The organism is Fodinicola feengrottensis, from assembly GCF_010993775.1.
Classification (GTDB): domain Bacteria; phylum Actinomycetota; class Actinomycetes; order Mycobacteriales; family HKI-0501; genus Fodinicola; species Fodinicola feengrottensis.
In genome coordinates this window covers 13,396-25,312 of the sequence record NZ_WOTO01000064.1, presented here as the reverse complement: position 1 = coordinate 25,312, position 11,917 = coordinate 13,396, and the positions used below count along the sequence as shown (strand labels likewise).

At 68.9% G+C, this 11,917-nt stretch carries 13 protein-coding genes, 4 pseudogenes and 1 riboswitch; of the genes and pseudogenes, 7 read left to right on the top strand and 10 right to left on the bottom strand.

The window, feature by feature from the left end; all coding sequences use genetic code 11:
* Window positions 1–2: 2 nt before the first annotated feature.
* A riboswitch (glycine riboswitch) is annotated at window positions 3–98 on the bottom strand.
* Between the two features lie 80 nt (window positions 99–178).
* From GNX96_RS40200 to GNX96_RS40160, 10 genes and pseudogenes are all read right to left on the bottom strand, one after another.
* Complete coding sequence (locus GNX96_RS40200) at window positions 179–769, bottom strand: MerR family transcriptional regulator (RefSeq protein ID WP_163572883.1); 591 nt, start codon at window positions 767–769, stop codon at window positions 179–181.
* A gap of 281 nt (window positions 770–1,050) precedes the next feature.
* On the bottom strand, window positions 1,051–1,518 hold the full coding sequence (locus GNX96_RS40195) for a bifunctional nuclease family protein (RefSeq protein WP_163572882.1): 468 nt from the start codon (window positions 1,516–1,518) through the stop codon (window positions 1,051–1,053).
* 216 nt (window positions 1,519–1,734) lie between these two features.
* A complete protein-coding gene (locus GNX96_RS58920; protein ID WP_279582760.1) occupies window positions 1,735–2,049 on the bottom strand; it encodes a hypothetical protein in 315 nt (104 codons plus the stop codon).
* A gap of 197 nt (window positions 2,050–2,246) precedes the next feature.
* Window positions 2,247–2,549 (bottom strand): annotated as a pseudogene (gene ftsR / locus GNX96_RS67475) (transcriptional regulator FtsR); the annotation flags it as partial.
* Window positions 2,549–3,004 carry an FHA domain-containing protein gene (locus GNX96_RS61790; protein ID WP_163572899.1) on the bottom strand — a complete coding sequence of 152 codons (456 nt, stop codon included), beginning with the start codon at window positions 3,002–3,004 and terminating at the stop codon, window positions 2,549–2,551. The pseudogene ftsR and the gene GNX96_RS61790, both read right to left, overlap by 1 nt.
* A gap of 312 nt (window positions 3,005–3,316) precedes the next feature.
* The gene (gene gcvH, locus GNX96_RS40180; RefSeq protein ID WP_163572881.1) at window positions 3,317–3,709 is read right to left on the bottom strand and encodes a glycine cleavage system protein GcvH; all 393 of its coding nucleotides are present in this window, start codon (window positions 3,707–3,709) and stop codon (window positions 3,317–3,319) included.
* A gap of 30 nt (window positions 3,710–3,739) precedes the next feature.
* Window positions 3,740–4,978 (bottom strand): DUF881 domain-containing protein, encoded by a 1,239-nt coding sequence (locus tag GNX96_RS40175; RefSeq protein ID WP_163572880.1) that lies wholly within the window; start codon window positions 4,976–4,978, stop codon window positions 3,740–3,742.
* 13 nt (window positions 4,979–4,991) lie between these two features.
* Complete coding sequence (locus GNX96_RS40170; protein WP_163572879.1) at window positions 4,992–5,324, bottom strand: small basic family protein; 333 nt, start codon at window positions 5,322–5,324, stop codon at window positions 4,992–4,994.
* The gene (locus GNX96_RS40165; RefSeq protein ID WP_163572878.1) at window positions 5,321–6,175 is read right to left on the bottom strand and encodes a DUF881 domain-containing protein; all 855 of its coding nucleotides are present in this window, start codon (window positions 6,173–6,175) and stop codon (window positions 5,321–5,323) included. Before GNX96_RS40165 ends, GNX96_RS40170 begins: the two co-directional genes overlap by 4 nt.
* 157 nt (window positions 6,176–6,332) lie before the next feature.
* Window positions 6,333–6,815 carry a CDP-alcohol phosphatidyltransferase family protein gene (locus GNX96_RS40160; protein WP_390624272.1) on the bottom strand — a complete coding sequence of 161 codons (483 nt, stop codon included), beginning with the start codon at window positions 6,813–6,815 and terminating at the stop codon, window positions 6,333–6,335.
* 166 nt (window positions 6,816–6,981) lie between these two features.
* On the opposite strand from GNX96_RS40160, the pseudogene GNX96_RS40155 reads away from it, so the two are divergent.
* From GNX96_RS40155 to GNX96_RS40125, 7 genes and pseudogenes are all read left to right on the top strand, one after another.
* Window positions 6,982–7,402 (top strand): annotated as a pseudogene (locus GNX96_RS40155) (TIGR03668 family PPOX class F420-dependent oxidoreductase).
* A 43-nt stretch (window positions 7,403–7,445) separates the two neighbouring features.
* Window positions 7,446–7,749, top strand: a pseudogene (locus tag GNX96_RS40150) (urease subunit gamma).
* Entirely contained in the window at window positions 7,746–8,066 is a 321-nt protein-coding gene (locus GNX96_RS40145; protein WP_163572877.1) for an urease subunit beta, read from the top strand. Before GNX96_RS40150 ends, GNX96_RS40145 begins: the two are co-directional and overlap by 4 nt.
* A pseudogene (locus GNX96_RS40140) lies at window positions 8,063–9,791 on the top strand (urease subunit alpha). The gene GNX96_RS40145 and the pseudogene GNX96_RS40140 overlap by 4 nt, the downstream one beginning before the upstream one ends.
* A gap of 29 nt (window positions 9,792–9,820) precedes the next feature.
* On the top strand, window positions 9,821–10,591 hold the full coding sequence (locus GNX96_RS40135; protein ID WP_279582758.1) for an urease accessory protein UreF: 771 nt from the start codon (window positions 9,821–9,823) through the stop codon (window positions 10,589–10,591).
* Window positions 10,474–11,163 (top strand): urease accessory protein UreG, encoded by a 690-nt coding sequence (gene ureG, locus GNX96_RS40130; protein ID WP_163572876.1) that lies wholly within the window; start codon window positions 10,474–10,476, stop codon window positions 11,161–11,163. The genes GNX96_RS40135 and ureG overlap by 118 nt, the downstream gene beginning before the upstream one ends.
* Window positions 11,164–11,382: 219 nt before the next feature.
* The gene (locus GNX96_RS40125) at window positions 11,383–11,868 is read left to right on the top strand and encodes an urease accessory protein UreD (RefSeq protein WP_279582756.1); all 486 of its coding nucleotides are present in this window, start codon (window positions 11,383–11,385) and stop codon (window positions 11,866–11,868) included.
* Window positions 11,869–11,917 lie beyond the last annotated feature (49 nt).

Below are 11,917 nucleotides of genomic sequence, written 5' to 3'. Positions count from 1 at the left end.
GTCTCACCCACACGGTCCGTTGGCCTGAGAGGTTCCGGGGAGAATTGCTCCTTCGGCGCCCCGAACTGGCTGTTCGAGGACTCTCCCGCATGGGGTCGGCAACAAGCGCAACGCTACCAGCGCCACCTCGCCGTCGCGTGCTGGCCACACGCACGTCACATGCTCACCGTCGCGAACGTCAGTAAGCCCCGCGCCCGGCTAGCCGATGCGGCGGGCGCGCCGCGCGCGAAAGCTCATCAGGCACAGCGGGCTCGACCTCGACGCCGCCGTCGGCGCGTTCGCCGGGCAGGTGGGCGAGCTCGCCCTCGACTTCGCGGAAGGCGCCGGAGACGGCGATGCCGAAGACGCCTTGGCCGCCCTGCAGGAGGTCGACGACCTCTTCGGGTGAGCGGCACTCGTACACGGTGGTGCCGTCCGAGATCAGGGTGATCTTGGCGAGGTCACCGGTTCCGCGCGAGCGCAGCTGGTCGACCGCGAGCCGAATGTTCTGCAACGAGACGCCGGCGTCCAGGAGGCGCTTGACGATCTTGAGGACCAGGATGTCTCGGAAGCCGTACAAACGCTGGGATCCAGAGCCGGCGGCCGATCGGATGCTCGGCTGCACCAAGCCGGTGCGGGCCCAGTAGTCGAGCTGTCGGTACGTGATGTGGGCGGCCGAGCAGGCGGTCGGGCCGCGATAGCCGATCTGCTCCTTGTCGGAGGTGTCGGCGGGCTCCGCGACGAACAGCACCCCTTGCCCGTCATCTACCGGGCCGGCGCTGACCGGCACTGGTCCGGAAGTCCATCCCGGGCGGGCGTCTGACGGTCGATCCCGATCCGCCCGTGCTGCCCTGCTCGTCCACTGACGACCTCCGCTGGTGGGGGACCGTGCCTTGCCCCGAGCCAATCCCGGAGCGAAGCGCCCGAAGTGCCGAAGCTCTTCGACTCCCCTGACCGTATGAGGCGGGACACGCCGGGTCAACGCACGGCCTCGGCGTGTCGAAGTCTCTACCTCAACTTCACCCTGAATCTCGTCCAGGGTGACCGATTAGCGGCTTTTGAGACTACGCCCTATGAGCCGGCGAAGTCATCCGGGGAGATGTTGTCCAGGAACTCCCGGAACTTCTCCACCTCGTCCTCCTGCTCATCCGGGATGATGATCCCGGCCGAGTCCAGCACCTCGGCGGCACACGAGATCGGCGCGCTGACCCGCAGCGCCAGCGCGATCGCATCCGAGGGCCGCGCGCTCACCCGGATGTTGTCGCGCAACACCAGGTCCGCGTAGAAGATGTTCTCCTTGACCTCGGTGATCTCCACCCGCTGCAGCGGCGAGTCCAGGGCCACCAGGACATCGCGCAACAGGTCGTGGGTCAGCGGTCGGGAGAGCTTGACGCCCTGCTGTTCGAAGGCGATCGCGGTGGCTTCCACGGCGCCGATCCAAATCGGCAGATACCGCTCGCCACTGGTCTCCTTGAGCAGCAGAATCGGCGTGTTGTTCGGAAGTTCCACCCGCACGCCGACTACGTGCAACTCGTTCACCAGTCGCCTCCGTCTGACGCGTACGGCCGCAGGCCTTCTTGGGCACACCGATCGTCGGCGGCCATCATCATGCTGCCATCTTCGAACCTACACGCCTGTGGCACCGATGCGTACCGTAACCACGTGTTGGCCGCGGCGGAATGCGCGAGGCCCGCCGCAGCCGCGGCACTGTGCAGAGATTTTGCTTTGTCCACGGTGACAAATCTGCTCATCGGGTCAGGGTCCGAAGGTCGCCCTGAGTGCGGTCTGGACCAACGCCGCGTGCAGTCGGATGGACAGCGCCGCAAGCTCGCGAAGAGTCTCTTCGGCCCGCCCTCGGGACTCGGCGCCACGCTGCTGGCCCATCGGCCTGACGACCTGTTCGAACAGGCCCACCTCGCGTTGCGCCGAGGTGGCGAACGCTCGCAGGTGCCGGGGCTCCAGGCCGTACCCGGTCATCTCCACGATCGTCCGGGCGATCATCAGGGTGTCGTCGTCGTAGTAGCCGTTGCGGACCGAGATCAGCCCGAACTGCTCCAACTCCTTGAGCATCTCCTCGGACAGCCCAGCGGCTTCCCGCAGCTCGGTACGCGACATCCGCAGCTCCCCAGGTGCGGCCGACCAGGCCTGATCGTCCCGGTCCCGGCCGGGGTCCGGCTCCCGGGTCGGGCCGGCCGGCCTCGCCATCTGGTCGACCGCCGACAACGCGCGCGGCACCCGCAGCACCACCGCGTGCCGGGGCCTGGCCCAGCCGGCTGCTCGCCGCGGTCGAGGGCGTCCAACTGTTCGCGGATCACCTTCAGCGGCATGTAGTAGTCGCGCTGGGCCAGCAACACGTACCGCAGCCGCGCGAGGTCGGCGTGCGTGTACTTCCGGTAGCCGGCGGCCGTACGCTCCGGCTCGACCAGCCCCTCGGACTCCAGGTAACGCAGCTTGGAGATGGTGATGTCGGGGAACTCCGAGCGAAGCCGTTCCAGCACCTCGCCGATGCTCATCGACGGCCGGGGCTGGTCCGCTGACGCGGCTGACGCAGCGGCCCCGGGCCGGTTCATTAGCCGATCCCCTCCGTCGCCCCGCTCGCCGGTCCGAGCAGGAAGATCAGCCGGAACTTGCCGATCTGCACCTCGTCGGAGTTGGCCAGGGTGGCCTGCTCGACCCGCTCACGGTTCACGTACGTCCCGTTCAGACTGCCCACGTCGCGGACGCTGAAAGTGCCCTGCTCGCGCCGGAACTCGGCGTGCCGCCGGGACACCGTCACGTCATCCAGGAAGATGTCGCTCTCCGGATGCCGGCCGGCGGTGGCGACGTGACGGTCGGTGTCCAAAAGGAAGCGGCTGCCCGCGTTCGGGCCGCGGCGCACGACCAGCAGAGCCGATCCGGGCGGCAACTGCTCGGCGAGCCGGGCGCCCAGGTCACCGGTCGACTCGACCGCTTCGGCGTCCGGCACATCCTCGATGGCGCCGAAAATCTGGGTCGAGGAAAGGTCGCGCTCGGCACGATCGCTCATCGGGTCACCAGGCCCATCTTGTCGCTTGCCACGATCGCCCTCACGGTCACCGGGCCCCTCTTCCTGCTTGTCGTCATCGCTCATCGGGTCACCAACCCTGCGGTCGGTGCCAAGCGTCCCGCGGAGCCGACTGAGCGGTGCCCGTCAAGACGATCGCCTCCCCGATTCGAGCGTCGGTCGTGTTTCCAGAATTCCACAGCTGCGATTTCGCAGTTATACCGCGTTATGCCAGTGGCCGGGGACCACGCAGCGCGGTCGGCCCGACCGGCACCGAGCGTAGCCATCGCCCCGATCGGGGTTCAAACGCAGGGATCACTTTGACTCGATGAGCTGCTGGTACGCGGCCGCGTCCAGCAGGCTGTCACCGGCGGCCGGATCGGACGGGGTGATCTGCAGGATCCAGCCCTGCCCGTATGGGTCGGTGTTGATCAGTTCCGGCTGCTCGTCAAGTGCGTCGTTGCGAGCCGCCACAGTGCCGGCGATCGGCGCGTACAGCTCCGACACGCTCTTGGTGGACTCGATCTCGCCGATCGAGTCACCGGCCTGCACAGTCGCGCCGACCTCGGGCAGCTGCACGAAGACGATGTCACCCAGCGAATCCTGCGCGTACGCGGTGATGCCGACCTTCCAGTCGGCGCTCGCCGCCACCCACTCGTGCTCGGACGTATACCGCAGTTCTTCCGGCGTGTCAGCGGACGTGCTCACCGCGCTCCCCTCAGCGATCCATCAGTCAAGTCACATCAAGTTCAGTCGTACCGGCACCATCACCCAGTCATGCCGCCGACTTGTGCCGCCGACCCTATATGACGTTGGGCGAGCGTACTGAGGGCTGGTGGCGGGCCGCAACGCGGAGACGGTAACCGACCCGCGCTGCTCGATGGCGATCTTCGCACCCTGCTGGGTCACCGTGTCGACCACCCCACCGGGGATCCGCAGGGCCGCGTCCAGGGTGGCCGAGTCGCCGATCACCAGCAGTTGGTACGGCGCGGACAGGGTCTTTCCGGACACGTTGATGGTGCCCTGGCCGTTCAGGAAGTACGTCGACACCACGATCCGTACGGACTGGCCTCCGGTGCCGTTGATCTGCATTGCCTCAGCCCCGGCGCCGCGCAGCTCTTCGACCGCGTCTAGGACCACCTCGGCGGACAGTAGGCCGCGCGGATCGGTGATGGTGATGAGCAGGCCAGGGCCGGTGGCCGGGACGGTTCCGGCCAGCAGGCCCAGGGTCTGGGTGCGCCGGCGGGCCTCGGCCAGCGCCGCGTCGCTGCCGGCCGTGCCGGACGACAGCTGCGTACGGGTGGTCTGCAGTTGTCCGATCTCGCCACGCAGCCGGTCCTGCTGGGCGTCCAGGTCGTCCAGGATCCGCACCAGGTCCTCCTGGCGGGCGGCCGGCAGCGCGGTGTTGGTCTCGGTGCTGTGGGCCTGTACGACGATGCCGAAGCCGAGCAAGGCGGCCAGCACGCCGATGACGGCACCCGCGCGTGATCGCCGCAACCGGCTGAGCCGCTCTCTCGCGGACGCGGGCGCGCCGGCCCGCTTGGGCGCGTCCAACAGCTCGGTCGGCTCGTCGGTAGGCGCCACTGTCTGCGTACTGGCCGCCGGCTGGGATTCCTCTTTCGCAGGCTCTGCGGCTGTTTCGGTGGCTGTTTGCGCAGCGTCGACAGGCAGCGCGATCCGCTCGGTGAGATCGCTGTCGGTCGTCGTACGCTCCGCGGTGCTCGCCGGCGAGACCGGGGCGGCCGTAGGCCTGGCCGGTGACACCTGCGCCGCGGCCGGCAGGTCGATGCGCTCGGTCAGGTCTGGATCGACGGATTCCCGCGGCAGCTCCGGCCGTGCCTCGTGATAGCCGCTGAGATGGCTGCTGGTGGGCAGGTCGATCCGCATGGTGGGTTCGTCGGGCGCGACGGGCTTGTCGGGGACAGCGGTCCCGTCTGCTTTCCCGGGCTCTGGGGTGCCGGATGCGGGGTCGGTCATCGTCGCGGTGTCCTCACGCCCGGAACAGGTGCCGGCGGATCGCCGCCGCGTTGCCGAAGATGCGGATCCCCAGCACGACCACCACGCCAGTGGAGAGCTGGCCGCCCACCCCGAGCTTGTCGCCGAGGTAGACGATGAGCGCCGCGACCAGCACATTCGACACGAAGGACACCACGAAGACCTTGTCGTCGAAGATGCCGTCCAGCCGGGCCCGGATGCCGCCGAAGACCGCGTCCAGCGCGGCCACCACCGCGATCGGCAAGTACGGCTGGAGCGGCGCCGGCACGGTGGGATGCAGAACCACCCCGAGCACGATGCCGATCACCAGACCAATCGCGGCAATCACCTGTCGCCACCTCCTGACCGGGAGCCTACGGGCTTGCTCGGATGCGGCTTCGGAGTCCCAGTGGTCTCACTGGTACCAGACCCGGAGCTGGCGTCGCTGGGTTGAGGGCTCGCTGGCCCGCTCAGGGTGCTGCCCGGCGGCTTGGCGAACCGCAGGTTCGGGGTGGCGGCGGCCGGCAGCGCCATCGAATCCGCCGCGGTGATCGTCAGCTTGATGCCGTAGTCCTTGTTGTACGCCCGCAGCTGCACCGCCGACAGGCTCTGCGCGTACGCCGTCGGCAGTGCTTTCGGGTCACCGATGGCCTTCACCTCGTACGGACTGCTGACCGGCTCGAAGTCGACCAGGATCGCGCCGCCCGCGGATCGGATGGTGGACAACGGCGACAGTCGCTCCCCGTTCACCGAGATCGCTTCGGCTCCGAGTGCCCAGAGCGCGTTTACCACGCCCTGCAGGTCGGTGTCCTGCACCCGCCACAGCGTCGGCGCGCCAGGCGTCGGGTTCTTCGGTGTCGGGCCGTCGGCGACGCTGACGATCACGCCCGGCCCCGTCGCGGCGGCCAGGCCGGTCGTCAACTCGAGCTGTTTGAGCCGCGCGGCCACCGCGGCGCCCGTGTTGTCGGTGGACAGCCGGGAGCTGCGGTCCGCGCTGACCTGCTGGCGCAACGCCTGGGCCTGCCGGTCGAGCTGCTGGGTGGAGGCGGTGCCCTGGCGGATGTCGCTGAGCAGGCCCTGTCGCGTACGAGTCGTCTGCGGCGCGTTCGCCACCGTCTCGTTGTACGCGGTGACCAGCACCAACCCGACGACGATCGCGGCCAGCACGCTGGCCGCCCGGCGCCGGTTTGAGCTGCGCACCAGTCGGTGGGCCTACCTCGGCGCGACGCCTCGCGGCCGCCGAATAGCCGCCGTCGAGGTGGTTGTTGAGCAGGTCGGTGAGCATCGCGGCGCCCGGCGAGAAACGCTCCCGCGTCCACGGCCACTTCCGCCGCGCGGTTCCCGGTCGGCCCCGCCATCACCCGTGCACCCTCCTGGCCTGCCGGACCACCGTCACCGTCTGCACCACGTAGAGGCCGAAAGCCCAGTAGTAGAGGCACGCCCCCCAGATCGTGAACGCCCACGCTATCGGGCCGGCCACCGCGCCGGCGGCACCAGGCTGGGCGGACAACAGCAGCAGCGGGAAGCCGTACATCAGCACGAAGGTGGCGGCCTTGCCGAGGAAGTGCACCGGCAGCACGCCGTACCCATGGTGGCGCAGCACCGGCAGCAGCGGGAAGAGCAGTCCCTCCCGGGCCACCAGCAGGATCGCCAGCCAGAGCGGGATGATCTCCCGGTAGGTGAGCGCGAACACCGTGGAGATGATGTAGAGCGCGTCCGCCAGCGGATCGAGGAGCTGCCCGATCCGGCTGACCTGGTTCCACTTCCTGGCCAGATAGCCGTCCAGATAGTCCGAGATCCCGCTCGCCACCAGGACGCCAATAGCAATCAGGTCCGTCACCTGATGCTCGCTGGGAACCAGCACCAGATAGAGGAAAAAACGGGATGCCGAGCAGCCGGATGAAACTAAGCAGGTTGGGCACGGTGAAGACCGAGTTGCCGACCACGTGCCCAGCCTACCGCCGGCACCGGCGCGGTCCCCGCCGCAGGGCGCCTACGGTGGGCGAATGCGCCTGACCGCCGCCGAGTCCCGGCACCGCTTCACCGCCGCGAGGGTCGCCAGGCTGGCCACTGTCGACGCCGGCGGGCGGCCGTTGGTCGTACCAGTGACGTTCGCGGTCTCCCCCACTGACCTCATTTATGTGACGGTCGATCACAAGCCCAAGTCGACTCGTTCGCTGCGCCGGCTGGCCAACATCGCCGCCAATGATCAGGTGTCTTTCCTGGTGGACGTGTACGAGGACGACTGGACTCGACTGTGGTGGGCGCGGGCCGACTGTCGTGCGGTCGTACGGGATGAGGTCGCCGCCGACGTCCTGGCGCTCCTGCAGGCGAAGTTACGAGCAGTACGTGGAGCACCCGCCGGCCGGACCGCTGATCGCCGCTCAGGTGCGGACCTGGAGCGGTTGGTCGTACGCCCCGGCGTGAGGTGCGTAACCCTGCCGAAACGACCTGGTGATAGGACTGTTCAGTGCATTTGAGCCCGCAGGAGCGCGACAAGCTGCTCATTCACCTGGCCGCGGACGTGGCCAGGAAGCGGTACGAGCGTGGGCTGACGCTGAACTACCCGGAAGCCGTGGCGCTCATCACCGATCACGTGCTGGAGGGCGCCCGGGGATGGCCGTACGGTCGTCGAGCTGGTGGAGTCCGGCCGGACCGTGCTGAGTAGGCGCGAGGTCATGGACGGGGTTCCGGAGATGATCGACGCGGTGCAGGTGGAGGCGACGTTCGTGGACGGGACGAAGCTGGTGACCGTGCACAACCCGATCCCGTGATCCCCGGCGAGGTCCTGACCGGCGAGGCGCCGGTCGAGCTGAACCCGGGCCGGCAGCGGGTGACGACGCTCGAGGTGGTGAACCGCGGCGACCGGCCGGTGCAGGTCGGGTCGCACTTTCACTTCGCGGTGACCAACAGCGCGCTGGATTTCGACCGTGAAGCGGCCTGGGGGCATCGGCTGGATGTGCCGGCCGGCACGTCCGTACGGTTCGAGCCGGGCATCGAACGTGAGGTACGGCTCGTACCGTTCACCGGTGCGCGTCAGGTGCCCGGGCTGCAAGTAAACGCGATAGCCGACCTGGACGAGGGCCGATGACGATCAGCCGGGACCGCTATGCCGAGCTGTTCGGGCCGACCACCGGAGACCGCATCCGGCTGGCCGACACGAACCTGCTGATCGAGGTCACCCGGGACGCGAGCCAGGGCCTGGCCGGGTCCGGCGACGAGGTGCTGTTCGGAGGCGGCAAGGTGATCCGCGAGTCGATGGGCCAGGGCCTGGCGACCCGCGCCGAGGGCGCGCCTGACCTGGTGATCACTGGTGCGGTCATCCTCGATCATTGGGGGGCGTGGTGAAGGCCGACATCGGGGTAAGGGACGGCCGGATCGTCGGGATCGGGAAGGCCGGGAACCCGGACATCATGGACGGCGTCGATCCGGCGTTGGTGATCGGTCCGAGCACCGAAGTGCTGGCTGGCAACGGAAAGATCCTCACCGCCGGCGGCATCGACTGCCACGTGCACTTCATTTGTCCGCAGCTGACCGACACCGCGCTGGCCGCCGGCCTGACGACGCTGATCGGCGGCGGCACCGGGCCGGCGGAGGGTACGAAGGCGACCACTGTCACGCCGGGCGCGTGGAACTTGCGCCGGATGCTGGCCGCGATGGACGACCAGCCGGTCAATGTCCTGTTGCTGGGCAAGGGAAACACCGTCCGCAAGGACGCTTTGCGGGAGCAGTTGCGGGCCGGTGCCGGCGGTTTCAAGCTGCACGAGGACTGGGGCACCACGCCGGCCGCGATCGACGCCTGTCTGACGGTGGCGGACGAGTCGGGCGTACGTACAGGTCGGTCGCCATCCACACCGACACCTTGAACGAGGCCGGTTTCGTCGAGTCCACTGTGGACGCGATCGGCGGCCGGTCCATCAACGCGTACCACACCGAAGGCGCCGGCGGCGGGCACGCGCCGGACATCATTTCGGTGGTGTCACTGCCAAATATCCTGCCGTCGTCGACGAACCCGACCCGGCCGCACACGGTGAACACGATCGACGAACATCTGGACATGCTGATCGTCTGCCACCATCTGAACCCGTCGGTTCCAGAGGACCTGGCCTTCGCCGAGAGCCGGATCCGGCCGACCACCATCGCGGCCGAGGACATCCTGCACGACCTCGGCGCGATCTCCATGATCAGTTCGGATTCACAGGCGATGGGCCGGATCGGTGAGGTGATCATTCGTACGTGGCAGACCGCGCACGCGATGAAACGCCGTCGCGGGTCGTTGCCGGGCGATGGCGCGGCCGACAATCTGCGGGCTCGTCGCTATGTCGCCAAATACACCAACAACCCGGCGATCGCGCACGGCATCGACGCCGAGATCGGGTCCGTTGAGGTCGGCAAGCTCGCCGACCTCGTCCTGTGGGAGCCGAAGTTCTTTGGCATCCGGCCGCACGTGGTCCTCAAAGGCGGCTTCATCGCGTACGCGGCCATGGGCGACGCGAACGCCTCCATTCCGACTCCGCAGCCGGTCTTCGCTCGCCCGATGTACGGTGCTGCACCAAAAGTCGCGGCCGCGAGCAGCCTGCACTTCGTCGCGCCGGAGGCGGTCGAGGCGAAGGTGGCCGAGCGGTACGAACTCGCCAGCCCGGTGGTCGCGGTGGCGAACACCAGGGCCTGCGGCAAGGCGGACATGGTGCTCAACGACGCCCGCCCGGACGTACGCGTGGACCCGGACAGTTTCGCCGTCCACATCGACGGCGAGCTGGTGGAGCCGATGCCGGCCGACGAGCTGCCGATGGCGCAGCGCTACTTCCTGTTCTGAGTGTCCACAATGGACGTGACCGCGCGCTTGTGCTGGCCGACTCCCGCTTTCCGGGTGGCGGACACGTCCATTCCGGCGGCCTGGAAGAAGCGGCCGCCCGAGGATTGGTTCGTACGGTCGAAGACCTTGCCGGATTTCTGACCGGCCGGCTGGCCACCGCGGGTGCGCTGGCTGCGACTTTCGCCGCGGTGGCAACATCCGACGCCTTGTCCACAGTGGACAGATGGCTGGAACTCGACGGCGAGTACGATGCGCGTACGCCATCACCGGCCCAGCGGGCCGCTTCCAGAGCGCAGGGCCGTGCGACCGTACGCGCCGGCCGGGCCGGTTGGCCGTCGCCGATCCTGGAGGCACTGTTGGCCGCGACCCCCGAACCACATCACCCGATCGTGCTGGGCGCGCTGGCTGGGATCGCCGGCGCCGAGCCACAAGACGCCGCCCTCGCGGCCGCTTACCTGGCGGTCAGCGGGCCGGCCAGCGCGGCCGTACGACTGCTTGGCCTGGATCCGTTCGCGGTCAACGCGACGGTGGTCGCGCTTTCCCCACGCATCCAGGAAATCGCGGTGACTGCGGCCAAAAAACCGGACCATGGCGCCCGGCGACCTGCCGGCTCCGGGCGGGCCCGGCCTCGACCTGCTGGCCGAGGCCCAGCACCGGCATCACCGCGCGGAGGTGCGTCTTTTTGCCAGCTGACCACACCCATCCGATCAACTTCGACCCCACGGTGGCCGATCACGACCATCACGACGCCAGCCCGACGGGAGGCCGCGCCTACCGGATCGGCATCGGCGGCCCGGTAGGCAGCGGCAAGACCGCGCTGGTGGCGGCGCTCTGCCGGGCGCTCGGCGACTCGGTGGAACTCGCCGTGGTGACGAACGACATCTACACGACTGAGGACGCGGATTTTCTGCGCCGGGCCGGCGTTCTGGAGGTGGACCGGATCGAGGCCGTGCAGACCGGCTGCTGTCCGCACACGGCGATCAGGGACGACATCACCGCGAACCTGGACGCGGTGGACCGGCTCGAGCGACATTTCCCGGGCCTGCGGCTGATCCTGATCGAGAGCGGCGGCGACAACCTGACGGCGGTGTTCAGCCGGGGGCTGGTGGACAGCCAGATCTTCGTCGTCGACGTGGCCGGCGGTGACAAGGTGCCACGCAAGGGTGGCCCGGGCGTGACCACCGCGGATCTGTTGGTCATCAACAAAACCGACCTCGCGCCGCTGGTCGGAGCGGACCTGGACGTGATGACTTCGGACGCCCATCGGATGCGCGGCGAGCTCCCGGTGATCGCGCAGTCGCTCGTACGCACCCCTGGGGCCGACGACGTGTATGCATGGGTCAGCGGGCAACTGGCGGTCCGAAGAGGGTGAAGGCCGAGGCGTACGTGCACGCGGAGCTGGATGCTTCCGGTCGTACGATCCTGCGCACCCTGCGGTCGGCCGCCCCGATCACGCTGCTCCCCCGCCGCCGGCCGGAATCTGGAGCGGCCGTCGTCCATCTGGTCGGTTCCGGCGCCGCACCGCTGGGCGGCGACGACCTGACCGTGACTGTGCGGGTCGGGCCCGGCGCCCGGCTACGGATACGTGGGGGTGCGGCAAAGCGTCGCGTTGCCTGGGCAGCACGCAGGGTGCAGCCGTACGAGGCTCCGCCTGCAGGTCGAAGCCGGCGGCGAGCTCGACTATCAGCCGGAACCGACCGTGGTGACGGCTCGGGCGCACCACCAGGCCGAGGTTGTCGCCGACCTGGCCGGGGACGCCCGGCTGCGGCTCGCGGACACGGTGGTGCTGGGCCGCGCCGGCGAGGCCTCCGGCCGCCTCGACACCAGCCTCCGGGTCCGTCGGGACGGCCAGCCGATGCTGCATCAGGAGATCGCGCTCGGCGATCCGGTCTTGGACGCGAGCGTGGCCGTCGTCGCCGGCCGCCGGGTGCTGGTCACCGAGTTTCGCTGTGGAGAAAACGATCCGGTCGAGGCGGTGTCTGGCGACTGGTGGTCGCTGGTACCCCTGGCGGCCGGCGGTTCGCTGCTCACTGTCCTCGCGCCGGACGCCATCACCGCCGCGCGCTGCGCGAAATGAGGCTCGTCAGTCGACCTGAAAGACCTCGTACCCGGGCCGAAGGTGGGAA

Bases quoted from the DNA above. Each gene is read 5' to 3' on its own strand.
- GNX96_RS61790 (WP_163572899.1), bottom strand. From the start codon at position 3,004: ATGAGCGATCGTGCCGAGCGCGACCTTTCCTCGACCCAGATTTTCGGC.
- GNX96_RS58920 (WP_279582760.1), bottom strand. From the start codon at position 2,049: ATGCTCAAGGAGTTGGAGCAGTTCGGGCTGATCTCGGTCCGCAACGGC.
- GNX96_RS40175 (WP_163572880.1), bottom strand. From the start codon at position 4,978: ATGACCGACCCCGCATCCGGCACCCCAGAGCCCGGGAAAGCAGACGGG.